Genomic DNA, 26055 nt, shown 5'->3' with positions numbered 1-26055 from the left:
TTTTGTTGTTCTCGGCCTGGTCGTGGGGCAAGCCCCAAATACAACGCCTCTCCAAAAGAATCAGTTAGCTGCGCCTCTCGCCGTCTTGTTTTTATTGTGCGTGAGTCGATTCGTCTTATTTTTATTGTCTTGTGCATTGCTTGTTATTGTTCTTGTACCAGACATATAGCAGGGTGCGTGCCAACTTTTGTGAAGCCCAGCAAAACAAGGGGTTAGGCTGGCTATCGGGCTTTTCGAGGGCCCAAAAAAACCGGGGCTTCGTTACCGTAAGCCCCGGCTTCTGTTACGCGATAAACCTCAGGTAACAGTTTTTTCACCTATTCGCCTGTTACCCGCACACTCGACAGCGGTCATTCAGCTCTCGCTGGCTACCCCGGTCTTGCGCCGCGGAATGCCCAGGCGTTGCCGGCGTTCCCACAGGCATTTACGGCTAACGCCGAGTTTGCGAGCCAGTTCGGTCTCGGTCATGTGGTCCTGGTGCTCGAGCACGAAGTGCTGGAAGTAGTCTTCCAGTGACAGGTCCTCGGTCGGCTCATGGCTGGTGTTACCCGCGCTATTGCCCTGCTGCGGCGCCAGGCCGATGAATTCATCGTCGTCGAGGTCGTTCAACTCGATGTCAATTCCCAGCAGCTCGGCGGAAATTTCCGGGCTCTCGCACAGAATCACTGCGCGCTCCACCGCGTTTTCCAGTTCACGAACGTTACCGGGCCAGGAGTAGTGTCGAATGGCCTGTTCGGCATCCGGGGCGAACTTGAGATCGGTGCGATTGACCCGCGCACTCTGGCGAGCCAGGAAGGCGGTGGCGATCTCGTTGACATCGGCACCCCGTTCGCGCAGCGCCGGCAGTTTCAAGGCGATAACGTGCAGGCGGTAGTACAGGTCCTCACGGAACTGGCCAATTTTAGCCAGGCTCTTGAGGTCCCGGTGGGTCGCGGCGATCAGGCGTACATCGACCTTTTGCGACTGAACGGAACCGACCCGGCGGATTTCGCCTTCCTGCAACACTCGTAACAGGCGCGCCTGGGCTTCCAGCGGCAGTTCGCCGATTTCATCGAGGAACAGGGTGCCGCCATCGGCGGCTTCGACCAGACCGGCACGACCGGCACTGGCGCCGGTGAATGCGCCTTTCTCGTGACCAAACAGCTCGGACTCGATCAAGCTTTCCGGAATCGCAGCACAGTTCACCGAAATCATCGGTGCCTTGGCACGTCGGGACAGGTTGTGCAGGGCCCGCGCCACCAGTTCTTTACCGGTACCGGACTCACCCTGGATCAGGACATTGGAGTCGGTTGGCGCCACTTTGCGGATTTTGCTGTAGAGATCCTGCATGGGCGGGCACGAACCGATGATGCCGATCTCGCCATTGCTGTTGTCGGCTCCGTTTTTCGCCGCGCCAGGCGTCGCCTTGCCGGTCACCGGCTCAGCGCCACTGCTCTGCGGCGATTGGCGGTCGCGCAGGATACGCGCGACAGCCTGGAGCATTTCGTCGTGATCGAAAGGCTTGGCGATGTAGTCCACCGCGCCCATCTTCATCGAGTCGACTGCCGAGCGCAGGCTTGCGTAACTCGTCATGATCAGCACGGGAGTGCCCTGGCCGAGCTTGATCAGCTCGGTGCCCGGTGCGCCCGGTAAACGCAGATCACTGACGATCAGGTCGAATGTGGGGATAGTGAATCGTTCTTGTGCTTCCTGCACAGAACCGGCTTCGCTGACCTGATACTGGTTACGTTCCAGCAGGCGGCGCAAGGCGGAGCGGATAATTGTTTCGTCTTCGACGATCAAAATGTGCGGCATTGATTCGATACTCTCGACGGTCTCAGTTCACAGCGGACGTCGCTTCGACATGACGCGGCAAGGTCACCCGGATACGGGTGCCGCGCTGGCTTTGAACATCAGCCGGGCTGTCGATGGTGATTTGTCCATAATGCTCTTCAACGATGGAATAGACCAGTGCAAGGCCCAGACCGGTGCCTTCGCCAGGGTCCTTGGTGGTGAAGAAGGGTTCGAACAATCGGTCCATGATGTTCTTCGGAATGCCGCTGCCTTCGTCCTCGACGATCAGGTCGACCGTGTGTTCGCCGGCTTCGCTTTTGACCCGCACGGCACTGCCGGCAGGTGAGGCGTCGCGGGCGTTGGAGAGCAGGTTGATCAACACTTGAGCAAGGCGCTGGGGATCACCTTCGACCCAGTGATCGGGGTCGCACAGGTTATAGAACTGCACCTCGAAATTGCGCCGGTTCAGGGCCAGCAGGCCGATTGCATCCTGGGCCACTTCGGCCAGACAGACGGGCTCGTCGCTATGCTGATGGCTGCCGGCGTGGGCGAAGCTCATCAGTGACTGGACGATGCGCGATACACGCTTGGTCTGTTCGAGAATCTGCCCGCTGATTTCCTTCAGCTCGCCATCGTCCTCGCGCTCCTCGCGCAGGTTCTGCGCCAGGCAGGCGATGCCGGTGATCGGGTTACCGATCTCATGGGCGACGCCGGCTGCCAGGCGACCAATGCTGGCCAGGCGCTCGGAATGCACCAGTTTGTCTTCGAGCATCTGGGTTTCGGTCAAGTCTTCCACCAGCAACACCAGGCCGCTGTTGCCCGGTGCCAGCGGCTCGTCGATGGCCGCCTTGTGCAGGTTCAGCCAGCGGGTTTGGCCATCCAGGGCCAGGTGCTGCTTGTGCAGGTGCTCGTCCGGAAGGTTGATGAAGCCTTGCAGCAGTTCTTTCCAGGGATCGGCGATGGTGCTCAGCCGCGATCCGACGACGCGCTGCGCGGCAATCCCGGTCAACTCCTCCATGGCTTTGTTCCACATGAGGATTTCCTGGTCCTTGGCCAGGGAGCAGACGCCCATGGGCAATTCCTGCAGGGTCTGGCGGTGGTAGCGGCGCAGGGCATCGAGTTCCGCAGCAAGGCCGGTGAGGCGCGAGTGGTAGTCCTCGAGGCGGCTTTCGATGAAATGGATGTCTTCGGTGACGTAGTTTTCGCCGCCCGCCTTATAGGGCAGGAACGTCTCGACCATGTCCTGGGCAACGCTTGGTCCCATCAGGCCGGAAAGATTCGCCTCGATGCGGTCTCGCAGTCGACGCAGCGCATAGGGGCGGCGCTCGTCGAATGGCAGGTACAGATCGCGCAGGGCCTGCTCGACTTCCTTTTGCGCAGCCTTGGCACCCAGCGGCTTGGCCAGTTGCGTGGCGAATTCCTGGGGCGAGGCGGCGTGCAGTTCGCGCCGCTGCGGCCGGCGGACGTTATCTACGGCACAGGCTTCGGCGGCGCTGGCTTCTTCCGGGCTGGCATTGGTGAACAATGAAATCAGGGTGAACATCAGCACGTTGGCCGCCAGCGACGCGATGGCCGCCATGTGCCAGCTGGTGTCATCCAGCACATAGATCATGTTCAGCAGCGGAATGTAGAAGCCCTGGAGATTGCCGACCAGCGGTAACAGCATGGTCACCAGCCACACCAGGATGCCCGCGAGCAGGCCGGCGATGAAGCCGCGGCGGTTGGCGGTTGGCCAATACAGGACTGACAGCACCCCCGGCAGGAATTGCAGGGTGGCGACAAAAGCGACGATGCCGAGATTGGCCAGGTCCTGTTCCGCGCCCAATAAGAGGTAGAAACCGTAGCCGGCCATGATGATCGCGACAATCAACGCCCGGCGCGTCCATTTCAGCCAGCGGTAGATATTGCCCTCGGCCGGCGGCTGGTAGAGCGGCAGCACCAGGTGGTTCAGGGCCATTCCGGACAAGGCCAGGGTCGTGACGATGATCAGGCCGCTGGCCGCAGACAGGCCGCCGATATAGGCCAATAGCGCCAGTGCCTTGCTGTTGGCAGCAATGCCGATGCCCAGCGTGAAGTATTCAGGGTTAGTGGTGGCGCCGAGTTTCAGTCCGGCCCAGAGAATCAGCGGAACCGCCAGGCTCATCAGCAGCAGGAACAGCGGCAGGCCCCAGCTGGCACTGACCAGCGAGCGCGGGTTGAGATTTTCGGTAAAGGTCATGTGATACATGTGCGGCATCACGATCGCCGAGGCAAAGAACACCAGCAGCAGCGTGCGCCACGGACCTTCCTGCAGCGGCGTGTGCAGGGCGGCGAGGGCGGTCTGGTTTTGCAGCAACCACAGTTCGAGTTGCTGCGGGCCGTCGAACACGCCATACAGCGCATACAGGCCAACGCCGCCAATCGCGATCAGCTTGATCACCGACTCGAAGGCGATGGCGAACACCAGCCCTTCATGTTTTTCTCGGGTGGCGATGTGGCGCGAGCCGAAGAAGATCGTAAACAGAGTAATCAGCGCGCAGAAGCTCAAGGCTACGCGATGCTGCACCGGCTCGCGGGTGAGGATGCCGATGGAGTCGGCCACCGCCTGGATCTGCAATGCCAGCAACGGCAGTACGCCGATCAGCATGAAGATGGTGGTGAGCGCGCCGGCCCAGGTGCTGCGAAAGCGAAACGCGAACAGGTCAGCCAGCGACGACAGTTGATAGGTACGAGTGATTTTCAGGATCGGATAGAGCAGCACCGGCGCCAGCAGGAACGCCCCGGACACCCCGAGGTAGCTGGAAAGAAACCCGTAGCCGTACTGATAGGCCAGGCCCACCGTGCCGTAAAACGCCCAGGCGCTGGCGTAGACCCCCAGCGACAGGGTGTAGGTCAACGGGTGGCGAATGATCGCCCGGGGGATCATGCCCCGTTCGCTGATCCAGGCTACGCCGAACAGCACCGCCAGGTAGGCGGCGCTGATCAGGATCATCTGGGTCAGGCTAAAGCTCATCGGCATCTTTTTGGCTCTGCAGGATGAAGGTCACGACGATCAGAATCAGCCAGAGCAGATAAGGGCGATACCAGGCGCCAGTGGCGTCGATCCACCAGTCCATGATGGCCGGGGAGAACAGGTAGATCCCCACTACAAGAAGCAGGACCAAGCGATAGATGTACATCCCGGCCTCTCTTTTTTATGCGCGTGCCCGAAAACGTGCGGCGATGGTAACGGATGGCGGCGCGACTGCAAGCCTCATCACTGCAGTTGTGCCTCGGGCAGGTGCAGTGTGCGCGGGATCTTCAGCGCATCCCAGTGGGCGATGCCCCAATCCAGCACCTCTCGCGGGGTGGCGTACGCGAGTTCGCTACCGGGCGTTTGCCCCAGTGCGCGCAGCGCCCGCAGGAGCAAGGGGGTTGCCTGATCTTCTGTCAGTGGCGGGGAGCGATAGGATTTGCCGAGCTTGTGGCCATCGGGCTGGGTGATCAGCGGAATATGCAGGTAGCGCGGTTGCGACAGGCCGAGCAATTCCTGCAGGTAGAGCTGACGCGGCGTGGAGTCGAGGAGGTCGGCTCCGCGCACGATATCGGTGATGCCCTGCCAGGCGTCATCGAGGACCACAGCCAGTTGGTAGGCATACAGGCCGTCGCGGCGGCGGATCACAAAATCGCCGACCTCACGGCCCAGGTGCTGCCGATATTCGCCTTGTACGCGGTCGACGAAGTGGTATTCCAGTTCGGGGGCGCGCAAGCGAATCGCTGCATCCTCGGTTCCATGGCCAGCATTGCGGCACAGCCCCGGGTATATGCCGTGATAGGGCTCGAGTTGTTTGCGCGAACAGGTGCAGGCGTAAGCCAGGCCGTGGTTGAACAGGCGACTGATAATCTCGGCATAGGCATCGTGGCGGTCGCTCTGGCGCACCACCGCGCCATCCCATTCAAAACCGTAGCTCTCCAGTGCCTTGAGAATTGCCGCCTGGGCGCCGGGCTCTTCCCGGGGCGGGTCCAGGTCTTCCATGCGCATCAGCCAGCGCCCGCCCACCGAGCGCGCGTCGAGGTAGGACGCCAGCGCGGCGACCAGCGAACCGAAGTGCAGGTGACCACTGGGCGTGGGGGCGAAGCGTCCGGTGTAGGTGGGAGAGGCGATGGCAGTCATGGGGTAACGTTACTTTTTCCTGGCTGGCGCCAAACAACCTGTAGGCGCTCGCTCGCGAAGGTCGTCAACGATAACGCTGCGAGCCTGATACCTCGCGGCGTTCTCAGGTTCATCGCGAGCAAGCTCGCTCCTACAGTGATGGCGATTTTATAGGCGTATCAGGTAACACAAACATCAGAAACAAAAACGGAGCGTTCGCACGCTCCGTTCTTTATCCAGGTCGCAATTACTTGCCGACTTGTTTTTCCTTGATTTCCGCCAGGGTCTTGCAGTCAACGCACATGTCGGCGGTAGGGCGGGCTTCCAGTCGCTTGACGCCAATCTCGACGCCGCAGGACTCGCACCAGCCATATTCTTCGTCTTCGATCAATTGCAGCGTCTTGTCGATCTTCTTGATCAGCTTGCGCTCGCGATCACGGGCGCGCAATTCGAGGCTGAACTCTTCTTCCTGGCTGGCACGGTCTGCCGGGTCAGGGAAGTTGGCCGCTTCGTCTTTCATGTGATCAACCGTACGGTCGACTTCCTGCATCAAGTCCTGTTTCCACTTGTTCAGGATCTTGGTGAAGTGAGCGCGCATGGGCTTGCCCATGTACTCCTCGCCCTTTACTGCCTGGTAGGGTTCGAAGCCGCTGATCGACTGGTTTTGCTGCTTTGCTTGGGTGGGCATGAAATGGACCGCCTCTACTCTTGTAATCCATTGCGCAGGATTGCTCCATCACCGACACCTGCCGGCCCTGCGGCTGCAAGCGGGCGAACTTACCAGATCAAATCGGACCGCGCTACTCCCGGATGTCGAGGTAGTGGCTCAATGGGCTTGCAAATGATTGCAAAGCCTTGTCTGGTGGTGCTGGAGACCTGATCAAATATTGATTTTAGTCAAACCTGGGGCACACGCTTGAGTCGATTGAGACCAGCGTTATAACGCTCTGACCGCTTTAGGTTCTCGCTCGTTCCTGCGCTTGGGTAGAATCAGTTTTTTCTCCCGTTGAAGGAAGGCCGATGGCTCAGTCCTACAGTGCCCGCAGTCGCGCGATCGAACCGTTCCACGTCATGGCCCTGCTGGCCCGCGCCAATGAGTTACAGGCTGCAGGCCACGACGTGATCCACCTGGAAATCGGTGAGCCGGACTTCACCACGGCCGAGCCGATCATCCAGGCAGGCCAGGCCGCCTTGACCGCCGGCAAGACCCGTTACACCGCCGCGCGGGGGATCCCCGAGCTGCGCGAGGCTATTTCGGGGTTCTATCAGCAACGTTACGGCCTGGATATCGACCCTCGGCGAATATTGATCACGCCGGGTGGCTCCGGGGCACTGTTGCTGGCCAGCGCCTTGCTGGTCGATCCGGGCAAACACTGGTTGCTGGCGGACCCGGGGTACCCGTGCAACCGGCATTTCCTGCGGCTGGTGGAGGGTGCCGCGCAGTTAGTGCCAGTTGGCCCCGAGGTGCGTTACCAATTGACCCCCGACCTGGTGGCGCGGCATTGGGACCAGGACAGCGTCGGCGCGTTGGTGGCATCGCCCGCCAATCCGACCGGAACCATTCTGACCCGCGACGAGCTGGCGGGCCTGTCCAATGCGATCAAGGCGCGGCACGGCCATCTCGTGGTGGACGAGATCTATCATGGCCTGACCTATGGCACCGACGCGGCCAGTGTGCTGGAAGTGGACGACAGTGCCTTTGTCCTGAATAGTTTTTCAAAGTATTTCGGAATGACCGGCTGGCGTCTCGGTTGGCTGGTAGCGCCCGAAGCCGCCGTCGGCGAGCTGGAAAAACTTGCGCAAAATCTCTACATCAGCGCCCCAAGCATGGCTCAGCACGCTGCCCTGGCGTGCTTCGAACCGGCCACCCTCAGCATTCTCGAAGAACGCCGTGCCGAATTCGGCCGCCGCCGCGATTTCCTCCTGCCCGCTTTGCGGGAATTGGGTTTCGGCATTGCCGTAGAACCGGAGGGCGCTTTCTACTTGTATGCCGATATCAGCAAATTCGGCGGTGATGCCTTCGCGTTCTGTCGGCATTTCCTTGAAACCGAGCATGTGGCAATTACGCCGGGGCTCGATTTTGGGCGTTACCAGGCTGGCCATCACGTGCGCTTTGCCTACACGCAAAACTTGCTGCGCCTGCAGGAAGCCGTCGAGAGAATTGCCCGTGGTCTGCGGAGCTGGCAAGGCTGATGCGCTTTGATCCTCCACTCGAAGAAGGCCGGCTGATCCGTCGCTATAAGCGTTTTCTCGCCGATATCGAGACCGTGAATGGCGAGTTGCTGACCATTCACTGTCCCAATACCGGCTCGATGCTCAACTGCCAGGTCGAGGGCGGGCAGGTCTGGTTCAGTCGCTCCAATGATCCGAAACGCAAGTTGCCTGGTACCTGGGAGATTGGCGAAACGCCCCAGGGGCGCTTGTTCTGCGTGAACACCGGGCGCGCCAACGGCTTGATCGAGGAAGCGTTGCGCGGTGGGGTCATCACCGAGCTGAACGGTTTCACTGAGCTCAAGCGTGAAGTGGCTTACGGTCAGGAAAGCAGTCGCATCGATTTCCGCCTGGATTACCCTGGCGGGCCAGCTTATGTCGAAGTCAAAAGTGTCACGCTGGGTTTCGATGGCTCATCGGTAGCGGCCTTTCCTGATGCAGTCACCCAGCGCGGGGCCAAACATCTTCGGGAATTGGCGCACCTGGCGCGGGACGGGATTCGCGCGGTGCAGCTGTATTGCGTGAACCTGACCGGCATCGAGGCGGTGCGTGCGGCCCACGAAATTGATCCAGCCTACGCCGAGGCACTGCGTGAAGCGGTGGCCTGCGGGGTGGAAGTACTGGCCTACGGCGTGTGCTTGAGTCATGAGGGGATGCGGGTCGATCGGCGCCTGGCCGTGCTGCTCAACGGCTAAAGGTTGACCCATATTCCCTGAGCGTCTTCTCGGCAGGGGACCGGTGTCAGGGACTGCCCGGCGCACGGGCCGGACACGCATTCGCCGTCCTCGATCAGAAACAGGGCGCCGTGGGTGGCGCACTGGATAAGGCTGTTGCTGGGGTCGAGAAACTGGTCGGGCTGCCATTCCAGGCCGACGCCGCGGTGCGGGCAGCGATTGAGGTAGACGTAGACCCGGCCGCTGCGACGCACGGCAAAGAGTTTGCGGCCTTCGATCTCGAAGCCGCGGCTGCTGTCATCGGGCAGCTCGGTGCCTGCGCAAAAAAACTTCATGGCTATCCTCGAATGCCGAAACCTCTGACAGATGTGTCCGAGCTTGACGTGCAAATGCAAACAATTATCAAATGCCGGCTTCGCCCGCTGGAGGCCGGATGTCGAGGATACTTGGCCTGCCGCCTCCCTGTCCGGGAAAAACCTTAAAGGAAGCTATTCATGCGCCTGAGTACCCGCGTTGCTGCGCTCTGTATCGGACTTCTCGCCAGTCATCATGCGACGGCGGCCGAGTTGCCCCAGCGGTGGGTCAGCGCAGGTGGCGCGGTATCGGAATGGGTCAGCGTGCTGGGGGGAGAGTCGAAGCTGGTCGGGGTCGACACCACCAGCCAGCACCCGCCAGCGCTCAAGGCGTTACCGAGCATTGGCTATCAGCGCCAGCTGTCGGCGGAGGGCATTCTGAGCCTTCGCCCACAGATTCTTGTGGGGACCGAGGAGATGGGGCCACCACCGGTGTTGTCGCAGGTGCGCACTGCGGGGGTGCAGGTCGAATTGTTCTCGGCCCAGCCTGACCTGGCGGCATTGCAGGGTAATTTGCAGCACCTGGGCAAATTGCTGGGTGCTGAGGAGCAGGCGTCCCGGGCGTTCCAGTCCTATCGCTCGCAACTTGACGAGCAACAGCTTCGGGTGACCCAGGCGCAGCTCAGGCAAAAGGCTCCCGGAGTGCTGTTGCTGGTCGGTCATGCCGGTGGCAAACCGTTGATCGCCGGCCAGGGCACGGCCGCAGACTGGATGCTGAAGATGGCCGGCGGGCACAACCTGGCAACTCATACCGGCTACAAGCCGTTTTCCGTCGAAGCGTTGGCCAGCCTCAATCCGCAGGTGCTGGTGTTCGCCGATCGCGTACTGACAGGTGAAGAGGCCCGCGCGGCGTTGTTCAGGGAAAACCCGATTCTTTCCTCGACCCTTGCCGCCAAGAACGGGCGGGTCATCCAGCTGGATCCGACCTTGCTGGTAGGCGGGCTGGGGCCGCGCTTGCCCGATGCGTTGAGGTCGCTCGCTGACGGCTTCTACCCGGGTATGTCCGCGCAATGACCGTACTGGTCAAACCCCGAACCCTGTTCATCGGCTTGAGCCTGTTGTGCCTGCTGGCTATCTGGTTGTCGTTGGCACTCGGGCCGGTCAGCCTGCCCTTGGTCGATACCTTGCGCGCCGGCTTGCGCATGGTGGGCGTGCCCATTGCGCCTGAGGGCCTGGAGCAGGCTGAATTGATCCTCGGCCAGATTCGCCTGCCCCGAACCCTGCTGGGCCTGGCGGTAGGCGGGGTGTTGGCGCTGTCTGGCGTGGCGATGCAGGGTTTGTTTCGCAACCCGCTGGCCGATCCAGGGCTGGTGGGGGTCTCCAGTGGCGCTGCCTTGGGGGCGGCCATCGCGATTGTCGGCGGCTCGGCATTTGGCGGGCTACCAGAGTCCTTCGGGCCGTATCTGTTATCGCTGTGTGCCTTCCTCGGTGGGCTGGGGGTGACCGCGCTGGTGTATCGACTGGGCCGGCGCAACGGTCAGACAAATGTCGCGACCATGTTGTTGGCCGGTATCGCCCTGACAGCGTTGGCGGGTTCGGCCGTCGGGCTCTTCACTTATATGGCCGATGACGCCACCCTGCGCACTCTGACTTTCTGGAACCTGGGGAGCCTCAATGGCGCCAGTTACTCGCGACTCTGGCCCTTGTTACTGGTCAGTGTCGGCGTGGCGCTATGGTTGCCACGCCGGGCGAGGGCGCTGAACGCGTTATTGTTGGGCGAGTCCGAAGCCGGCCACCTGGGCATCGACGTCGAAAGGCTCAAGCGCGAGCTGGTGTTTTGCACCGCGCTGGGGGTCGGCGCGGCGGTGGCGGCGGCCGGCATGATCGGCTTTGTCGGGTTGGTCGTGCCGCACCTGGTGCGACTGCTGGCCGGTCCCGACCATCGGGTGCTGTTACCGGCTTCGATACTGGCCGGTGCCAGCCTGCTGTTGTTTGCCGATCTGGTCGCCCGTCTGGCCCTGGCGCCGGCCGAGCTGCCGATCGGGATAGTCACCGCGTTCATCGGCGCCCCGTTCTTTCTATTGCTACTGGTCCGGAGGCGCGTGTGATGCTGCGTACGCAGAATCTGCAAATCCGCAGGGGCACCAAGGCGGTGCTGACGGACATCACGCTTGAGCTCAAGCCTGGAGAGGTGCTCGGCGTGCTGGGCCCCAACGGTGCCGGCAAAAGTACTTTGCTGGGGGCGTTGTGCGGTGAGTTGAAGGCTGATCACGGCAGCGTCTGGCTCAATGAGCTGGAGTTGAGCCAGTGCACGGGTGTCCAGCGAGCCCAGCGATTGGCCGTATTGCCGCAAGTCTCGACGCTGGACTTCGCCTTCCGTGTCGAGGAAGTTGTCGGTATGGGCCGTTTGCCTTATCAAACCGGTCGAGTGCGCGATGACGAAATCGTCACTGCCGCCTTGCAGGCCGCTGACGCCGGTCACTTGAGCGGCCGCAGCTACCTGGCACTGTCGGGTGGCGAACGCCAGCGGGTGCATCTGGCCAGGGTGCTGGCGCAGTTGTGGCCGGGGCAGGCAGGACAGACCTTGTTGCTCGATGAGCCGACCTCAATGCTCGATCCGCTGCACCAGCACACCACGTTGCAAGCCGTGCGCGAATTTGCCAACCGGGGCGCGGCAGTGCTGGTGATCCTGCATGACCTGAACCTGGCCGCGCGCTATTGTGATCGCCTGTTGCTGCTCGAAGGCGGCCGGCAGGTGGCGCTGGATACGCCCGAGCAGGTATTGCGCCCGGAGCCGCTGAAGGCAGTGTTCGGGCTCGAAGTGCTGGTGCAGCCGCATCCGGAGCGTGGACATCCGCTGATCATTGCTCGTTGAATCTGTCATAGGAGCGTAAACATGCGCGCAGTCTTGATTCTGGTGGTGCTCCTGCTGGGGGCCTGTACGCATGTTTCCGCGCCGCCACCTGCTCCACCTCCGCCGCCTCCTGTGGCCGGGGAGATTCGTGACCTGCGCACTGGCCAGGTGTTGACGGCAGAGCAACTGCTGGCGGCGCTGGCCAGGCCATCGCGGCTGATCGTGGGCGAGCAACACGACAATCGTGATCACCACGCCTTGCAGTTGTGGTTGCTGCAAGCCTTGGGTGAGCAACGAACCCAAGGCAGCCTGCTGCTCGAAATGCTCACCCCGGACCAACAACCGCATGTCGATCAGGTTCGCCAGGCCTCCAAGCCCCCGGCGGATTTGCGCGATGCATTGGCCTGGCAGGAAGGTTGGGACTGGGCGCTGTACGGGCCCATCATTCAGTTTGCCCTGACCCAGCCGTATCCCTTGCTTGCCGCAAATCTGGACCCGCTGGAAGTCCGTGCGGCGTATACCCACCCGGCGATGCCAAGCGGTTCTCGGTCCAGCGCAGAGGCCGTAAAGGATGAACTGCTCAAGCAAGTCCGCGACTCCCATTGCGGCCTGCTGCCCAAGTCGCAACTGCCCGCGATGCTGGCGGTCCAGCAACAACGGGACCGACGCATGGCCGAACGCCTGCTCGCAGCGCCGGAGCCTGCCTTGCTGTTCGCTGGCGCTTTTCATGCGCGCAAGGATGTCGGCGTGCCAATCCATCTGATGGATCTGGGGGCGCAGGAGGGAGCGACGGTGTTGATGCTGGCTCAGCAGGGCAGTGAGGTCACGGTGGGGATGGCGGATTATGTCTGGTATACGCCGAAGGTGAAGGCGCCGGATTATTGTAAGCAGATGCGCAAGCAGCTCGGGAAAACCCGCAAAAAATGAAAGGCCGGGCATGTTTCAGCGGGCAAAAAAAGACCCGGCAAGAGCCGGGTCAAATAACCGTGATTAGCCTGATGAGGAGATATCTGAGAGTCCGAACCAAGGGCTGTTCAAATATCGACCAGTCTCGCGACCAGTTGTGATAATCATAGCGATTCTCATTACCATGTCAACAGCTGATTGATCGTTAATTTGTAATTGCCCTGAAAGCCACGTAGTCAGAGGCTTCCAGGCCAGTCAGCGGGCAATTCAGTTCTTGTGCCGTGAAGAGATGGCCTCCAGTTGCTTGTTCAATGCTTCCTTTCGCTCCGCAGGAATATCGTTCCAGTGCACGTCCATCAGCGCACCTTCGATCGCATACAACAACACCTTGGACGCTCGAAACCCGCGCGTGCGCACGGCGCGATAGGCATCCACCGCCCCGAGGCGACGCAAGTCCGAGGCGCTGTGAATGCCCACGGCATGCAACCACTGCGCTGACGTCTTGCCAAGATTCTTCAGGTGTTGCAGTTCATCATTCATCAAGCCTCCTTGCGACGGCCGAATGGGAGCGTGGGCAAGCTTCTCAGGAGTGTAGCCATCAGCAGGAAAAGCGTGATTGTTTGGTCGGTTTCAGGGCAAAAGCTTCTAAGCGGTCCTGATGCAGGACTGGGCAGTTGGCCTTTTGCGCGGGCAGGCGTAAGCAGTCCAGCGCAGAGCGGGGGGCGCCGGACGGGCGTTCATGCGCGATTTCAGCGGGTGCGATAGCGCAGGCGCGTACCGAAATTCATCGACATCAGGATTTCATCTGCACTCAGTTCGGGCGGAAAGTAAGCGCCCGAGATCTGGGCGTGAGCCAGGCTCGCACCTTCCATGGAGGATTTGCGAAAGTCGATGCCGCGCAAGTCGGCGGAGCGGAAGTAGGCGTCGGTGAAATCCACGCCGTCGGCATTCAGTTCGCGCAGGTCCAGGCCGCGAAAGTCGCCTCCGACCATGTCTATGACGCCCTCGACTGGGCGTTCGCTGTTGAAGCCTGTGATGTCGTCCTTGTGCAGCAAGGCATAGAGCGGAGTGTCGAGGAGTTTGGGCTGGCTCATGTCACATCACCTGTTGGATTTATGACGCCAGTATAGTGCCACTATCGGGCGCCCGTGAGGTCGGCGAAGACCTCACAGACGAAATGCCCCTTACAAGCCTGGCAAGCGCTGGCGAATCTGCGCTACCACGGTATCCAGTGTGCCGCTTTCATTGGTCTGGACGCGTTTGCTGCAGAGAATCTCCGCTGGCGTCAGCGGCTCTCGGTTAGCCTGCTGGGCTTCGATAACGGCCAGGGTTGCGTCGGATGGGTCAGTGTTGTCCGCCTGGCGCAGGGCCAGCCAGGTCTCGATGACAGCTTGCGGCGCATTGCAGTCCAGGATGAGGAAGGGCGCACCGGTAGCTTCGGCGATTTGGGCTGCACCGTCGCGTTGCTCGTGCTTGAGGTAAGTGGCGTCGACCACGACCGGGAAGCCGGCACGCAGGATGATCCCGGCAATTTCATGGAGACGGGCGTAGGTCGCGGCACTGGCTTCAGCGCTGTAAATGCCGGCCTGTGGCTCATTTGCAACGGTCTGCTCACCGAACAGGCGTTTGCGCTCTACGTCGGAGCGCAGGCGGATGGCGCCCAGTGCTTCTACCAGGCGCATGGCTACTCGACTTTTACCTACCGCGGAAACACCATGGGTGATAGCCATGAAGCGAGACGGGATGGTGCTGTAGCTTTCCGCCAGGTTGGCGTAGTTGCGGTATTGGCGCAGGGCGGTCGCACGTTGCACGGGGTCGGCGGCGGCCGGCATGCTGAACAGGGTGACCTTGGCCCGAACCAGGGCGCGGTAGGCCTTGTAGAAGTTCAGCAGCTCCAGGCCCTGGTAGTCACCGGTCAGTTCCAGGTACTGGCTGATGAAACGGCGCGCCAGGCTCTTCAGTCCACGATCTTCCAGGTCCATAGCCAGGAAGCCGGTGTCGGCATAGACGTCGGTGAAGCGGAACGGCTCATTAAATTCGATGCAGTCGAAGATCACGACCTTGCCGTCGATCAGCGTTGCGTTGCCCAAGTGGATATCACCGTGGCACTCGCGAGTGAAGCCGTCGGCCTTGCGCTGGGCCATCAACGGTTTGAGGCGTTCGAAGCTGCTTTCGGCCCAGGCTTGCAGCGCGTCCAGTTGCAGGAGGTCGGTCTTGTCGCTGAGGAACGGGCGGATTTGCTCAAAGTTCTGGCTCACCGGTGCCATCACGGCGTCCGGCGTACCGGCTTCATGTTCGGCCGGGACTTTAGGCGCCGCGAGGTGGAATTGCGCGATCTGCGCGGCCATCTCGTCGATGTGCGCGGTGGTCAATTCACCATTGGCTTGCAAGGTGCTGAGCAGATTACTTTGCGGGAATTGACGCATTTTCAGCGCGAACTCGATCACCTGCCCGTCGCCACCCCATTGCGGCGCTTCGGCGCTGCCGGTAATGGGCAACACTTCAAGATACAAATCATTGGTCAAACGCTGGTTAAGGCGCAGCTCTTCGCCGCAGAAGTGCTCGCGAGCGTCCAGGCTGGTGAAGTCAAGGAAGCCGAAATTCACCGGTTTTTTCACTTTGTAAGCAAAAGGGCCGGTAAGCAGGACCCAGGAAATGTGGGTCTCGATGACCTGGAACCCGTCTACGGGATGCGGGTAGAGGGCCGGGTTTTGCAGGGCAGCGATCAGGGACTGGCTCACAGGCGATCCTTCAGAGTCTGGGAAAATTCACGGTCGCCATTATGGCCGCAAGTCCGCTCGACGCAAACCTCGGAGGCCTCCTGTTGAGTATGAAAAAAGTGCGTATAATCCGCCGCCATGACTCGTACTCGATCCCCCCGCACTCCAAAAAAACCACCTTCCAGGGGCCTGCGCCCGTGGCTGGGCTGGGCCCTTAAACTCAGTCTGGTCGGCCTCGTGGTGCTCGCCGGATTTGCGGTTTACCTTGATGCAATTGTCCAGGAGAAGTTCTCCGGCAAGCGCTGGACCATTCCGGCCAAGGTCTACGCGCGCCCGCTCGAGCTGTTTACCGGGCAGAAGCTGAGCAAGGAAGACTTCCTCACCGAGCTCGACGCCCTGGGCTACCGGCGCGAGAGCGTGAGCAATGGTCCTGGCGCTGCGGCGGTCAACGGTAACACCGTCGACTTGAATACCCGAGGCTTCCAGTTCTATGAAGGTATGGAGAAAGCCCAGCCCGTGCGCGTGCGTTTCTCCGGCGATTACGTGGCGGAACTGTCGGCCACCAATGGCTCGAAGCTTTCGGTGGTGCGCCTGGAGCCGCTGCTGATCGGCGGGATTTACCCGAAGAATCTCGAAGACCGCATCCTGATAAAAATCGATCAGGTTCCGCCGTATCTGCTGGAAACCCTGGTCGCCGTGGAAGACCGGGACTTCTATACCCACTGGGGTGTGTCACCCAAGTCGATTGCCCGTGCCGTCTGGGTCAACACGTCCGGCGGCAAAATGACCCAGGGCGGCAGTACGCTGACGCAACAATTGGTCAAGAACTTCTACCTGACCAGCGAACGCAGCCTGACCCGCAAACTCACCGAAGCCATGATGGCGATGTTGCTGGAGTTGCATTACGACAAGCGCGAAATTCTTGAGGCTTACCTCAATGAAGTGTTCGTCGGCCAGGACGGCCAGCGTGCGGTGCACGGTTTTGGACTGGCCAGCCAGTTCTTCTTCGGCCAGCCTCTGTCCGAGCTGAAACTGCATCAGGTGGCCTTGCTGGTGGGCATGGTCAAGGGCCCTTCCTACTACAATCCGCGTCGTAACCCCGAACGCGCCCTGGAGCGCCGCAACCTGGTGCTGGATGTCCTTCAGGAGCAGGGTGTCGCCACTGCAGAGCAGGTCGCCGCCGCGAAGAAATTGCCACTGGGTGTGACTACCCGCGGGAAACTCGCCGACAGCTCGTTCCCAGGCTTCCTCGATCTGGTCAAGCGTCAGCTGCGCCAGGACTATCGCGACGAGGATTTGACCGAAGAAGGCCTGCGGATTTTCACCAGCTTTGATCCGATCCTGCAGATGAAAGCCGAAGCGTCGGTCAATGACACGTTCAAACGTCTGTCCGGGCGCAAGGGCTCCGATGAGGTTGAAGCGGCGATGGTCGTGACCAATCCGGAAACCGGCGAAGTCCAGGCCATGATCGGCAGCCGCCAGGCCAGTTTTGCCGGATTCAACCGCGCGCTGGATGCGGTTCGACCGATCGGCTCGCTGATCAAACCGGCTGTTTATCTGACGGCCCTGGAAAAGCCAAGCCAGTACACCCTCACCAGTTGGCTGTCGGACGACTCCTTCTCGGTGAAGGGCGCGGACGGCCAGGTCTGGAAACCGCAGAACTACGATCGCCGCTCCCATGGCACGGTATTCCTTTATCAAGGCCTGGCGCATTCCTACAACCTGTCGACCGCTCGCCTGGGCTTGGCGGTGGGCGTGCCGAACGTGCTCAAGACGCTTGCACGACTGGGTGTGAGTCGCGAGTTTCCGGCATTCCCGTCGATGTTGCTGGGGGCCGGAGGCTTGACCCCGATCGAAGTGGCAACCATGTACCAGACCCTCGCCAACGGCGGGTTCAATACACCGATGCGCGGCATTCGCAGTGTGCTCACCGCCGAAGGCGAGCCACTCAAGCGTTATCCGTTCCAGATCGAGCAGCGTTTCGACCCGGCTTCCATTTATCTGGTCCAGAGCGCCATGCAGCGGGTCATGCGTGAAGGTACCGGCAGTTCGGTTTATAACGTGTTGCCCAAGACCCTGACCCTGGCCGGCAAGACCGGTACCAGTAACGATTCGCGAGACAGCTGGTTCGCCGGCTTCAGCCAGGACTTGCTGGCCGTGGTGTGGTTGGGGCGCGATGACAACGGCAAGACGCCGTTCACCGGCGCCACCGGCGCGTTGCAGGTCTGGACCAGTTTCATGCGCAAGGCCGACCCGTTGCCGCTGGACATGCCGCAACCAGACAACATTGTTCAGGCCTGGGTTGATTCACGCACGGGGCAGGGTTCTGATGCGGGTTGTCCAGGTGCCGTACAGATGCCGTATATTCGCGGCAGCGAACCGCCTCCCGGCCCCGCTTGCGGTGGCGAAAGCCCTGCTTCGGGCGAAACGGTGATGGATTGGGTCAAGGGCTGGATGAACTAAGCAAAGAGGGTTTCAAGTGAACAAGTGGTTGATTCCAGCAGTTACCGCCGTGGCTTTGCTCAGCGGTTGCTCCACCGTACAACGCGGGTCCATTCCGGTGGTGGATTCCGGCAGCGCCGTTTCGAACAGCGAACGTGTGCAGGCCAATGGCGGTTTCCGGCAGGCGACGGTCAAGCGTCCGGTACAGGCGCAGGCCCAGGCGATACCGCAAGGTGATACTGGGGTGGTGGTGATGATCCCAGGCGGTGGTGCGGTGGCTTCAGCGCCTATCAGCACTTCGCCGATCACGCCGGGGCCGATCACGCCAGGTCCAATCGATACGGCGCCCGTGCAGTCGGCGCCGATCAACCAGGGCAGCTACAGCATGCCGGCGACTCCGAGCGGAATTCCGTCAGCCAGTACCGGCGGTGGCTTGTCGGCCGATGAGCAACTGGACGGTCCAGTGCTGGCGCTGTTGACCACGGCCCAGCAGCAACAGGCGGGCGGTGACCTCAATGGCGCGTCGTCGAGCCTTGAGCGTGCCCAGCGGGTGGCGCCACGTGAGCCGCAGGTGCTTTATCGCCTGGCCCAGGTGCGCATGGCCCAAGGTGATGCAGCACAGGCTGAGCAGTTCGCCCGCCGGGGCCTGACCATGGCCAATGGCCGACCGGACCTGCAGGCCAGCCTGTGGGGGCTGATCGCCCAGGCGCGTGAGAAGCAGGGTGATTCCGCGGGCGCTGCGCTGGCCCGTCAGAAGGCCAAGGTCACGCTGTGATGGACGCACGCTTTCCGAAGATCGCCGAGCAACTGCTTTTGATCGAGCGCGAACTGCGAGTGCAGGGATGGTGGGACGACGTCTCGCCCTCCACTGAGGCGCTTTCCAGCGTTGAGCCTTTCTCGGTCGATACGCTGGATTTCGAACAGTGGCTGCAATGGATTTTCCTGCCGCGGATGAAAATGATCCTCGAACAGGATCTCCCGTTGCCCAATGCGTCGGGAATCCAGGAAATGGCCGAAATGGTGTTCGCCGCGCGCAATGTGCAGGGCAAGGATCGGCAATTGCAGGTGCTGCTCAAGGAGTTTGACCTGCTGATCACGGCTGCCCGCTAGCGCCGGATCCGATGTCGGAGCTGTCGAGTGCAACGAGGCTGCGATCTCTTGATCTTGTTGTTCTGGGGTAAAGGTCAAAAGATCGCAGCCTCTGCTTCGCTCGGCAGCTCCTACGCAGGGTTCTATTGGCAGTTATCCCCAATCTGTTTCTGTGTTTCGCTGATGCGCTCCTGACGCTGTTGCTCGTTCAGGCGGCGCATCTCACCGTCGACTTCCTCCCGTAATCTTGGATTGTTCTGTAGCTGGGCCAGGTTCGTGCGGGCCTGTTGGCAGAACGCCTGCAACTGCGCCTGCTGCTCGGCCACCTGTGCCTTCACCGATTTGTCGATCGCCTGCTGGTCGCCAATCGCATGGCTGCGTGGCGGTGGTACCGGCTTGGCCGGGGCCGGTGCCGGAGTGAGCACCGTCGTCGCCTCCTGACCTTGAGGAGGCTGGGCGTCGAAATGAGTCACGCCTTGGGCGTCGACCCACTTGTAGATTTGTCCCGCCAGACACCAAGGGCTGATCAGTAGACCGACCATCAATAAAGTTCGCATGCCATTTCCTTGCCATGAGTTGCGCAATTGAAGCTAACACAGTTGCGGTTTAGCGGTTTTTTCTTGCTTTCTCATGCGCTTACTTCAATAAAGCACATAGACGGCTTGACTTGGAGGGGACGAAACAGAAGAATCCAAAGTCCGCTGTAGAGGGACTGCCAGAAGCAGACCCACTCGGCAGATCATGAGGCGCATACCCGCGCCGACCTGCTACACCCGCAACGCGTTACCTCGCGCTGGGTGGGAAAGCCCCGCAACACTTGGGACGATCCCAATACTTGCTCAGTCAGTGCTGACGTAGTCGGCGACCACCGTCGCTCATGCTCTGCTGAGAAGTAAACCTATTAAGACCCGTCCTTTTGCATGTGGACGGTATTCTGGCGTTTTAGAGGTGAACAACGTGGAGCTTTTATCTGGCGGTGAGATGCTCGTCCGCTTTTTGCGTGACGAAGGCGTCAAGTACATCTACGGGTACCCGGGTGGTGCTCTTCTTCATGTCTACGATGCCCTGTTCAAAGAACCGGAAGTGACCCACATCCTGGTTCGCCACGAGCAGGCTGCGACCCATATGGCTGACGGCTATGCCCGTGCCACCGGCAAAGCCGGCGTGGTACTGGTCACTTCCGGGCCGGGCGCAACCAACGCCATTACCGGTATTGCCACGGCCTACATGGACTCCATTCCGATGGTGGTCATTTCCGGCCAGGTGCCTAGCACCATGGTAGGCACCGACGCGTTCCAGGAAACCGACATGATCGGTATCTCCCGGCCGATCGTGAAGCACAGCTTCATGATCAAGCACGCGTCGGAAATTCCGGAAGTGATGAAGAAGGCGTTCTACCTGGCGCAATCCGGTCGTCCTGGTCCGGTCGTTGTCGATATCCCCAAAGACATGACCAACCCGGCCGAGAAGTTCGAATACATTTTCCCGAAGAAAGCCAAGCTGCGTTCCTACAGCCCGGCCGTTCGCGGTCACTCCGGGCAAATCCGCAAGGCTGCAGAAATGCTCCTGGCGGCCAAGCGGCCAGTGATGTACGCCGGCGGCGGCGTGATCCTCGGTGGTGGCTCTGCGCCGCTTACCGAGCTGGCGAAAATGCTCAACCTGCCAGTGACCAATACCCTGATGGGCCTGGGTGCCTACCCTGGCACCGATCGCCAGTTCATCGGCATGCTCGGCATGCACGGCAGCTACACCGCCAACCTGGCGATGCACCACGCCGATGTGATCCTGGCAGTCGGTGCACGTTTTGATGACCGTGTGATCAACGGCCCGGCGAAGTTTTGCCCGAACGCCAAGATCATCCACATCGACATCGACCCGGCTTCGATCTCCAAGACCATCAAGGCCGATGTACCCATCGTTGGTCCGGTGGAAAGCGTCCTGACCGAAATGGTCGCGATCCTCAAGGAAATCGGCGAGACCCCGAACAAGGAGTCCGTTGCCAGCTGGTGGAAGCAAGTTGATGAGTGGCGCGGTGATCGTGGCCTGTTCCCTTACGACAAGGGCGACGGCGGCGTCATCAAGCCGCAGACCGTGATCGAAACCCTGTGCGAAGTCACCAAGGGCGATGCCTTTGTTGCCTCGGACGTAGGGCAGCACCAGATGTTCGCCGCTCAGTACTACACGTTCAACAAGCCCAATCGCTGGATCAACTCCGGTGGCCTGGGCACCATGGGCTTCGGTTTCCCGGCGGCCATGGGCATCAAGTTGAGCTTCCCGGATGCCGACGTCGTCTGCGTGACGGGCGAGGGCAGCATCCAGATGAACATCCAGGAGCTGTCGACCTGCCTGCAGTATGGCCTGCCAGTGAAGATCGTGATCCTGAACAACGGTGTTCTGGGTATGGTTCGCCAGTGGCAAGACATGAGCTACGGCAGCCGTCACTCGCATTCCTATATGGAATCGTTGCCTGATTTCGTCAAGTTGGCGGAGGCCTACGGTCACGTCGGCGTGCGCATCACCGAATCGAAAGATTTGAAGACGAAGATGGCAGAAGCGTTCGCCATGAAGGATCGCCTGGTCATCATCGATGTTTCGGTAGACACCAGCGAGCACGTCTACCCGATGCAGATCAAAGACGGCTCCATGCGCGATATGTGGCTGAGCAAGACGGAGCGTACTTAATCATGCGGCATATTATTTCCTTGCTTCTGGAAAACGAACCGGGTGCTCTTTCTCGTGTAGTTGGCCTGTTCTCGCAGCGCAACTACAACATCGAAAGCCTGACTGTGGCACCGACCGAAGACCCGACCCTGTCGCGCCTGACGTTGACCACCGTTGGTCATGACGAAGTGATCGAGCAGATCACCAAAAACCTGAACAAGTTGATCGAAGTGGTCAAACTGGTCGACCTGTCGGAGAGTGCTCACATCGAGCGCGAACTGATGCTGGTCAAGGTCAAGGCCACTGGCGCCCAGCGCGCCGAGATCAAACGCACCACCGATATTTACCGTGGACAGATCGTCGACGTCAGCGCCAGCGTGTATACCGTTCAGTTGACCGGTACCAGCGACAAGCTCGACAGCTTCATTCAGTCCATCGGCACCGCATCGATCCTGGAAACCGTCCGCAGTGGCGTAACCGGCATCGCTCGCGGCGACAAAGTACTCAGCATTTAAACCAAATTAGTGAATGGCCTGAACGGCCTGGATATATAGGGGAATTTCATGAAAGTTTATTACGAAAAAGACTGCGACCTGTCCATCATCCAGGGCAAGAAAGTTGCCATCATCGGTTACGGTTCCCAGGGTCACGCTCAAGCGTGCAACCTCAAAGATTCCGGCGTTGACGTAACTGTTGGCCTGCGTAAAGGCTCGGCCACTGTTGCCAAGGCTGAAGCTCACGGCTTGAAAGTGACTGACGTTGCTTCCGCTGTTGCAGCTGCCGACCTGGTCATGATCCTGACTCCGGACGAGTTCCAGTCCGCCCTGTACAAGAACGAAATCGAGCCGAACATCAAGAAAGGCGCCACCCTGGCCTTCTCCCACGGCTTCGCGATCCACTACAACCAGGTAGTGCCACGCGCGGACCTCGACGTGATCATGATCGCGCCGAAAGCACCGGGCCACACTGTTCGCTCCGAGTTCGTCAAAGGCGGCGGCATCCCTGATCTGATCGCTATCTACCAGGACGCTTCCGGCAACGCCAAGAACGTTGCACTGTCCTACGCTGCAGGCGTTGGCGGTGGTCGTACCGGCATCATCGAAACCACGTTCAAGGACGAGACCGAAACCGACCTGTTCGGCGAGCAAGCCGTACTGTGTGGCGGTACGGTTGAACTGGTTAAAGCCGGTTTCGAAACCCTGGTTGAAGCTGGCTACGCGCCGGAAATGGCCTACTTCGAATGCCTGCACGAACTGAAGCTGATCGTTGACCTCATGTACGAAGGCGGTATCGCCAACATGAACTACTCGATCTCCAACAACGCTGAATACGGCGAGTACGTGACCGGCCCGGAAGTGATCAACGCCGAATCCCGTCAGGCCATGCGCAACGCCCTGAAACGTATTCAGGACGGCGAGTACGCCAAGATGTTCATCAGCGAAGGCGCTACCGGCTATCCTTCGATGACCGCCAAGCGTCGCAACAACGCCGCTCACGGCATCGAAATCATCGGCGAGCAACTGCGCTCCATGATGCCTTGGATCGGTGCCAACAAGATCGTCGACAAAGCCAAGAACTAAGTCGCGCACTTGTACGGAAAACGCGGCCTAGGCCGCGTTTTTTCGTTTGGGCGGCCGGTTCTGGTATAAAGCTGCATCGTTTGCGGGCGAACCCTCGTCCCAGACGCCTGTCGAAATTTCTCCACCCTGTTGCAAGGTAATGTCCATGAGCGAACGTCCCGAAGAGCCAAACCAGGCTTCTGACGCCGAAAGCCTGCTGCCCATCGATGAACACATCGAAGAAGGGCATGACGCTGAAGGTCGTAAAGTCCGGCATCGTGGTATCTATCTTCTGCCGAATCTATTCACCACCGCGAATCTCTTCGCGGGGTTCTATTCCATCATCAGCTCGATGAGCGCCCAGGCGGCAGCGAGCGCCGGTGACTCGGTCGGCGCAAGCAAATACTTTGCTTTCGCCGCCATTGCGATCTTTGTCGCCATGGTGCTGGACGGTCTCGACGGCCGCGTGGCCCGCATGACCAATACCCAAAGTGCCTTCGGTGCCGAATACGATTCGCTGTCGGACATGGTCGCCTTCGGCGTTGCCCCGGCGCTGTTGGCGTTCGGCTGGGCCCTGGGTGACATGGGCAAGGTCGGCTGGATGGTTGCCTTCATCTATGTGGCGGGCGCGGCGCTGCGACTGGCGCGCTTCAACACTCAAGTGGGCACCGCAGACAAGCGCTACTTTATCGGGCTTGCCAGTCCGGCAGCGGCGGGTGTGGTTGCCGGTATCGTCTGGGCGTTCAGTGACTACGGCATCCAGGGCTCCAGGATGTCTTTCCTGGTGGCGCTGATGGTTGCCGCCGCGGGTATGCTGATGGTCAGCAACATCAAGTACAACAGCTTCAAGGAGCTGGACCTGAAAGGGCGGGTGCCGTTCGTGGCAATCCTGGCCGTGGTGCTGGTGTTCGCAGTGGTATTCAGTGATCCGCCGCGTATTCTGTTACTGGTGTTCCTTGCTTACGCAGCCTCTGGTCCGGTGCAATATCTATTAAGACTTCGCCGGAACAAAAACGCCTGATATCCCTCATACTCCGCAGTCTAATTTGGTGCATCTGTCCTCCAAAACTGCGGAGTAGCCATGCTGATCAAGATCCCCCAGGCGTCTGACTGCCATGAGTCGGACGTCACGCCTCAATCCCTGTATTTATCTCGACGTAACGTCCTTGGCGCTGCCGTTGCCGGATTGGCCGTTGGCAGCCTGCCGCGTTGGGTCAGCGCCGAAGAGGCGTCCCGCTACGCCGACGTCGAGCCTGGCAAGGCGCCTTCCTGGTTCTCCGAGAAACTTCCCGCTACGCGTTGGGGTGCGGTGACAGTCAAGGATGAGGCGATCACGCCATTCAAGGATGCGACCCACTACAACAACTTTTATGAGTTCGGCACCGAAAAAGGCGACCCCGCGGCGAACGCAGGCGCGCTGAAGACCGAACCCTGGAGTGTGGTTGTAGACGGGGAGGTGGGTAAGCCGGGGCGGTACGCGCTGGAAGACTTCATGAAGCCCTATCAGCTGGAAGAGCGCATTTACCGCCTGCGTTGTGTGGAAGCCTGGTCGATGGTCATTCCCTGGCTTGGCTTTCCCCTCTCGGCATTGCTCAAACAGGTGGAGCCGAGCGCCAGTGCCAGGTACATCCGCTTCGAAACCTTGCAGGACCCCAAGACCATGCCCGGCCAGCGTTCCGGTTTCGCCTTGATCGACTGGCCCTATGTCGAAGGTTTGCGCCTGGATGAGGCAATGAATCCGCTGGCAATTCTTGCGGTGGGCATGTATGGGCGCGAGTTGCCCAACCAGAACGGTGCGCCGCTGCGGTTGGTGGTGCCCTGGAAGTATGGCTTCAAGAGCATCAAGTCCATTGTGCGGATCAGCCTGGTCAGCGAGCAGCCCAAGACGACCTGGCAGAGTCTTGCCGCAGATGAATATGGCTTTTACGCGAACGTGAATCCAACGGTCGATCACCCACGCTGGACCCAGGCCCGCGAGCGGCGCCTGCCCAGTGGCCTGTTCAAGCCGAACGTGCGGGACACCCAGATGTTCAACGGCTACTCGGAAGAAGTCGCTTCTCTATATACAGGGCTCGATCTGCGGAAGAACTACTGATGCGTTTCCCGTACTGGCGAAGCGGCGTGTTCATCGCCGCCGCCGTCTGGCCGGTCTTGTGGTTGTACCAGGCCTGGGCAGATGTGCTTGGGCCTGATCCCGGTAAGGTGCTGGTTGATCGCCTGGGGCTGGGTACCCTCATACTGCTGCTGGTCACGCTGGCGATGACGCCACTGCACAAACTCAGCGGTTGGGCGGGGTGGATCGCCGTGCGCCGCCAGCTCGGATTATGGTGTTTTGCCTACGTGGTCCTGCATCTGTGCGGGTATATGGCATTTATCCTTGGGTTTGACTGGTCGCAGCTGGGTGTCGAGTTGCGCAAGCGGCCTTACATCATTGTCGGGGCCCTGGCATTTCTCTGCCTGCTCGCAATGGCCGTGACGTCGAACCGATACAGCCAGCGCCGATTAGGCGCTCGCTGGAAGAAGCTGCATCGATTGGCTTATGTGGTGCTCGGGCTTGGTTTGCTGCATATGTTGTGGATTGTGCGTGCTGATCTTGAAGAGTGGGCCATCTACGCATCTATAGGAGGGCTGCTTTTGGTAATGCGGCTGCCTGTTGTGTCCCGTCGAATACCGCGGTTATGGGCTAAAAAGGCCTCTTCTGCCAGGAAGGCGTAATTAGGCCTTGACGGCAGATTTCAGATGTCTATAATTCGCCCCACTTC

25 protein-coding genes are annotated in these 26055 nt (G+C 60.4%); 15 read left to right on the top strand and 10 right to left on the bottom strand.

Annotation, left to right across the window (positions count from 1 at the left end):
• Nucleotides 1–354: 354 nt before the first annotated feature.
• The 5 genes from HYI44_RS13155 to dksA form a co-directional block, all read right to left on the bottom strand.
• Nucleotides 355–1794 (bottom strand): sigma-54-dependent transcriptional regulator, encoded by a 1440-nt coding sequence (locus tag HYI44_RS13155; RefSeq protein ID WP_122839038.1) that lies wholly within the window; start codon nucleotides 1792–1794, stop codon nucleotides 355–357.
• A gap of 22 nt (nucleotides 1795–1816) precedes the next feature.
• Complete coding sequence (locus HYI44_RS13150) at nucleotides 1817–4771, bottom strand: sensor histidine kinase (protein WP_163019399.1); 2955 nt, start codon at nucleotides 4769–4771, stop codon at nucleotides 1817–1819.
• The gene (locus HYI44_RS13145) at nucleotides 4755–4931 is read right to left on the bottom strand and encodes a hypothetical protein (protein WP_003176118.1); all 177 of its coding nucleotides are present in this window, start codon (nucleotides 4929–4931) and stop codon (nucleotides 4755–4757) included. The genes HYI44_RS13150 and HYI44_RS13145 overlap by 17 nt, the downstream gene beginning before the upstream one ends.
• A gap of 77 nt (nucleotides 4932–5008) precedes the next feature.
• Nucleotides 5009–5905, bottom strand: a complete 897-nt coding sequence (gene gluQRS, locus HYI44_RS13140; RefSeq protein WP_122839040.1) for a tRNA glutamyl-Q(34) synthetase GluQRS — start codon at nucleotides 5903–5905, stop codon at nucleotides 5009–5011.
• 226 nt (nucleotides 5906–6131) lie between these two features.
• A complete protein-coding gene (dksA, locus tag HYI44_RS13135; RefSeq protein WP_045059401.1) occupies nucleotides 6132–6572 on the bottom strand; it encodes an RNA polymerase-binding protein DksA in 441 nt (146 codons plus the stop codon).
• A 332-nt stretch (nucleotides 6573–6904) separates the two neighbouring features.
• On the opposite strand from dksA, the gene HYI44_RS13130 reads away from it, so the two are divergent.
• Both HYI44_RS13130 and sfsA read left to right on the top strand, forming a co-directional pair.
• Nucleotides 6905–8077: a pyridoxal phosphate-dependent aminotransferase gene (locus tag HYI44_RS13130; protein WP_225569579.1), complete on the top strand. Its 1173-nt coding sequence runs from the start codon at nucleotides 6905–6907 to the stop codon at nucleotides 8075–8077.
• Nucleotides 8077–8790 carry a DNA/RNA nuclease SfsA gene (gene sfsA / locus HYI44_RS13125; protein WP_225569578.1) on the top strand — a complete coding sequence of 238 codons (714 nt, stop codon included), beginning with the start codon at nucleotides 8077–8079 and terminating at the stop codon, nucleotides 8788–8790. Before HYI44_RS13130 ends, sfsA begins: the two co-directional genes overlap by 1 nt.
• Here sfsA and HYI44_RS13120 read toward each other — a convergent pair.
• On the bottom strand, nucleotides 8787–9104 hold the full coding sequence (locus HYI44_RS13120) for a Rieske (2Fe-2S) protein (RefSeq protein WP_225569577.1): 318 nt from the start codon (nucleotides 9102–9104) through the stop codon (nucleotides 8787–8789). The genes sfsA and HYI44_RS13120 overlap by 4 nt on opposite strands.
• 159 nt (nucleotides 9105–9263) lie before the next feature.
• Here HYI44_RS13120 and HYI44_RS13115 point away from each other — a divergent pair, with 159 nt between their 5' ends.
• The 4 genes from HYI44_RS13115 to HYI44_RS13100 are packed head-to-tail and all read left to right on the top strand — an operon-like array spanning nucleotide 9264 to nucleotide 12843.
• The gene (locus HYI44_RS13115) at nucleotides 9264–10136 is read left to right on the top strand and encodes a heme/hemin ABC transporter substrate-binding protein (protein WP_225569576.1); all 873 of its coding nucleotides are present in this window, start codon (nucleotides 9264–9266) and stop codon (nucleotides 10134–10136) included.
• A 50-nt stretch (nucleotides 10137–10186) separates the two neighbouring features.
• Nucleotides 10187–11170, top strand: coding sequence for a FecCD family ABC transporter permease (locus tag HYI44_RS13110; RefSeq protein ID WP_201147312.1), 984 nt, complete (start codon nucleotides 10187–10189; stop codon nucleotides 11168–11170).
• A complete protein-coding gene (locus tag HYI44_RS13105; RefSeq protein ID WP_201147309.1) occupies nucleotides 11170–11937 on the top strand; it encodes a heme ABC transporter ATP-binding protein in 768 nt (255 codons plus the stop codon). Before HYI44_RS13110 ends, HYI44_RS13105 begins: the two co-directional genes overlap by 1 nt.
• Nucleotides 11938–11958: 21 nt before the next feature.
• Complete coding sequence (locus HYI44_RS13100; protein ID WP_201147310.1) at nucleotides 11959–12843, top strand: ChaN family lipoprotein; 885 nt, start codon at nucleotides 11959–11961, stop codon at nucleotides 12841–12843.
• Between the two features lie 246 nt (nucleotides 12844–13089).
• On the opposite strand, the gene HYI44_RS13095 is transcribed toward HYI44_RS13100, so the two are convergent.
• From HYI44_RS13095 to HYI44_RS13085, 3 genes are all read right to left on the bottom strand, one after another.
• Nucleotides 13090–13362 carry a TfoX/Sxy family protein gene (locus HYI44_RS13095; RefSeq protein ID WP_007971093.1) on the bottom strand — a complete coding sequence of 91 codons (273 nt, stop codon included), beginning with the start codon at nucleotides 13360–13362 and terminating at the stop codon, nucleotides 13090–13092.
• A 209-nt stretch (nucleotides 13363–13571) separates the two neighbouring features.
• Entirely contained in the window at nucleotides 13572–13916 is a 345-nt protein-coding gene (locus HYI44_RS13090) for a pentapeptide repeat-containing protein (protein WP_122839047.1), read from the bottom strand.
• Between the two features lie 90 nt (nucleotides 13917–14006).
• The gene (locus HYI44_RS13085; RefSeq protein WP_225569575.1) at nucleotides 14007–15563 is read right to left on the bottom strand and encodes an AAA family ATPase; all 1557 of its coding nucleotides are present in this window, start codon (nucleotides 15561–15563) and stop codon (nucleotides 14007–14009) included.
• Nucleotides 15564–15680: 117 nt separating this feature from the next.
• Here HYI44_RS13085 and mrcB point away from each other — a divergent pair, with 117 nt between their 5' ends.
• Genes mrcB through HYI44_RS13070 form a run of 3 tightly spaced genes read left to right on the top strand, consistent with a single transcriptional unit; the run spans nucleotide 15681 to nucleotide 19094 of the window.
• Entirely contained in the window at nucleotides 15681–18005 is a 2325-nt protein-coding gene (gene mrcB / locus HYI44_RS13080; protein ID WP_122839049.1) for a penicillin-binding protein 1B, read from the top strand.
• A gap of 16 nt (nucleotides 18006–18021) precedes the next feature.
• Nucleotides 18022–18759: a tetratricopeptide repeat protein gene (locus tag HYI44_RS13075; RefSeq protein WP_225569574.1), complete on the top strand. Its 738-nt coding sequence runs from the start codon at nucleotides 18022–18024 to the stop codon at nucleotides 18757–18759.
• Nucleotides 18759–19094, top strand: coding sequence for a YqcC family protein (locus HYI44_RS13070; protein ID WP_045059413.1), 336 nt, complete (start codon nucleotides 18759–18761; stop codon nucleotides 19092–19094). The genes HYI44_RS13075 and HYI44_RS13070 overlap by 1 nt, the downstream gene beginning before the upstream one ends.
• A 122-nt stretch (nucleotides 19095–19216) precedes the next feature.
• Here HYI44_RS13070 and HYI44_RS13065 read toward each other — a convergent pair whose 3' ends face one another.
• Nucleotides 19217–19630 (bottom strand): DUF4124 domain-containing protein, encoded by a 414-nt coding sequence (locus HYI44_RS13065; protein ID WP_225569573.1) that lies wholly within the window; start codon nucleotides 19628–19630, stop codon nucleotides 19217–19219.
• 400 nt (nucleotides 19631–20030) lie between these two features.
• Between HYI44_RS13065 and HYI44_RS13060 the strand changes: the two genes are divergently transcribed.
• The 6 genes from HYI44_RS13060 (at nucleotide 20031) to msrQ (ending at nucleotide 26008) form a co-directional block, all read left to right on the top strand.
• The gene (locus tag HYI44_RS13060) at nucleotides 20031–21755 is read left to right on the top strand and encodes an acetolactate synthase 3 large subunit (protein ID WP_045059421.1); all 1725 of its coding nucleotides are present in this window, start codon (nucleotides 20031–20033) and stop codon (nucleotides 21753–21755) included.
• 2 nt (nucleotides 21756–21757) lie between these two features.
• Complete coding sequence (gene ilvN, locus HYI44_RS13055; protein WP_003176102.1) at nucleotides 21758–22249, top strand: acetolactate synthase small subunit; 492 nt, start codon at nucleotides 21758–21760, stop codon at nucleotides 22247–22249.
• 48 nt (nucleotides 22250–22297) lie between these two features.
• Nucleotides 22298–23314: a ketol-acid reductoisomerase gene (ilvC, locus tag HYI44_RS13050; protein WP_007948647.1), complete on the top strand. Its 1017-nt coding sequence runs from the start codon at nucleotides 22298–22300 to the stop codon at nucleotides 23312–23314.
• A 145-nt stretch (nucleotides 23315–23459) separates the two neighbouring features.
• Entirely contained in the window at nucleotides 23460–24314 is an 855-nt protein-coding gene (pssA, locus tag HYI44_RS13045; protein WP_225569572.1) for a CDP-diacylglycerol--serine O-phosphatidyltransferase, read from the top strand.
• A 60-nt stretch (nucleotides 24315–24374) separates the two neighbouring features.
• On the top strand, nucleotides 24375–25388 hold the full coding sequence (gene msrP / locus HYI44_RS13040; RefSeq protein ID WP_122839052.1) for a protein-methionine-sulfoxide reductase catalytic subunit MsrP: 1014 nt from the start codon (nucleotides 24375–24377) through the stop codon (nucleotides 25386–25388).
• Nucleotides 25388–26008: a protein-methionine-sulfoxide reductase heme-binding subunit MsrQ gene (msrQ, locus tag HYI44_RS13035; RefSeq protein ID WP_225569571.1), complete on the top strand. Its 621-nt coding sequence runs from the start codon at nucleotides 25388–25390 to the stop codon at nucleotides 26006–26008. The genes msrP and msrQ overlap by 1 nt, the downstream gene beginning before the upstream one ends.
• Nucleotides 26009–26055: the final 47 nt, after the last annotated feature.

Origin of the sequence: Pseudomonas sp. Y24-6 (genome assembly GCF_020295325.1) — a bacterium.
In the GTDB taxonomy this organism is placed as follows: Bacteria; Pseudomonadota; Gammaproteobacteria; order Pseudomonadales; family Pseudomonadaceae; genus Aquipseudomonas; species Aquipseudomonas gregormendelii.
Note: the sequence above shows the minus strand (reverse complement) of the source record. Positions and strands in the feature narration are given on the sequence as shown.

Bases quoted from the DNA above. Each gene is read 5' to 3' on its own strand.
- HYI44_RS13155 (WP_122839038.1), bottom strand. From the start codon at position 1,794: ATGCCGCACATTTTGATCGTCGAAGACGAAACAATTATCCGCTCCGCC.
- HYI44_RS13150 (WP_163019399.1), bottom strand. From the start codon at position 4,771: ATGCCGATGAGCTTTAGCCTGACCCAGATGATCCTGATCAGCGCCGCC.
- HYI44_RS13145 (WP_003176118.1), bottom strand. From the start codon at position 4,931: ATGTACATCTATCGCTTGGTCCTGCTTCTTGTAGTGGGGATCTACCTG.
- gluQRS (WP_122839040.1), bottom strand. From the start codon at position 5,905: ATGACTGCCATCGCCTCTCCCACCTACACCGGACGCTTCGCCCCCACG.
- dksA (WP_045059401.1), bottom strand. From the start codon at position 6,572: ATGCCCACCCAAGCAAAGCAGCAAAACCAGTCGATCAGCGGCTTCGAA.
- HYI44_RS13130 (WP_225569579.1), top strand. From the start codon at position 6,905: ATGGCTCAGTCCTACAGTGCCCGCAGTCGCGCGATCGAACCGTTCCAC.
- sfsA (WP_225569578.1), top strand. From the start codon at position 8,077: ATGCGCTTTGATCCTCCACTCGAAGAAGGCCGGCTGATCCGTCGCTAT.
- HYI44_RS13120 (WP_225569577.1), bottom strand. From the start codon at position 9,104: ATGAAGTTTTTTTGCGCAGGCACCGAGCTGCCCGATGACAGCAGCCGC.
- HYI44_RS13115 (WP_225569576.1), top strand. From the start codon at position 9,264: ATGCGCCTGAGTACCCGCGTTGCTGCGCTCTGTATCGGACTTCTCGCC.
- HYI44_RS13105 (WP_201147309.1), top strand. From the start codon at position 11,170: ATGCTGCGTACGCAGAATCTGCAAATCCGCAGGGGCACCAAGGCGGTG.
- HYI44_RS13100 (WP_201147310.1), top strand. From the start codon at position 11,959: ATGCGCGCAGTCTTGATTCTGGTGGTGCTCCTGCTGGGGGCCTGTACG.
- HYI44_RS13095 (WP_007971093.1), bottom strand. From the start codon at position 13,362: ATGAATGATGAACTGCAACACCTGAAGAATCTTGGCAAGACGTCAGCG.
- HYI44_RS13090 (WP_122839047.1), bottom strand. From the start codon at position 13,916: ATGAGCCAGCCCAAACTCCTCGACACTCCGCTCTATGCCTTGCTGCAC.
- mrcB (WP_122839049.1), top strand. From the start codon at position 15,681: ATGACTCGTACTCGATCCCCCCGCACTCCAAAAAAACCACCTTCCAGG.
- HYI44_RS13070 (WP_045059413.1), top strand. From the start codon at position 18,759: ATGGACGCACGCTTTCCGAAGATCGCCGAGCAACTGCTTTTGATCGAG.
- HYI44_RS13065 (WP_225569573.1), bottom strand. From the start codon at position 19,630: ATGCGAACTTTATTGATGGTCGGTCTACTGATCAGCCCTTGGTGTCTG.
- ilvN (WP_003176102.1), top strand. From the start codon at position 21,758: ATGCGGCATATTATTTCCTTGCTTCTGGAAAACGAACCGGGTGCTCTT.
- ilvC (WP_007948647.1), top strand. From the start codon at position 22,298: ATGAAAGTTTATTACGAAAAAGACTGCGACCTGTCCATCATCCAGGGC.
- pssA (WP_225569572.1), top strand. From the start codon at position 23,460: ATGAGCGAACGTCCCGAAGAGCCAAACCAGGCTTCTGACGCCGAAAGC.
- msrP (WP_122839052.1), top strand. From the start codon at position 24,375: ATGCTGATCAAGATCCCCCAGGCGTCTGACTGCCATGAGTCGGACGTC.
- msrQ (WP_225569571.1), top strand. From the start codon at position 25,388: ATGCGTTTCCCGTACTGGCGAAGCGGCGTGTTCATCGCCGCCGCCGTC.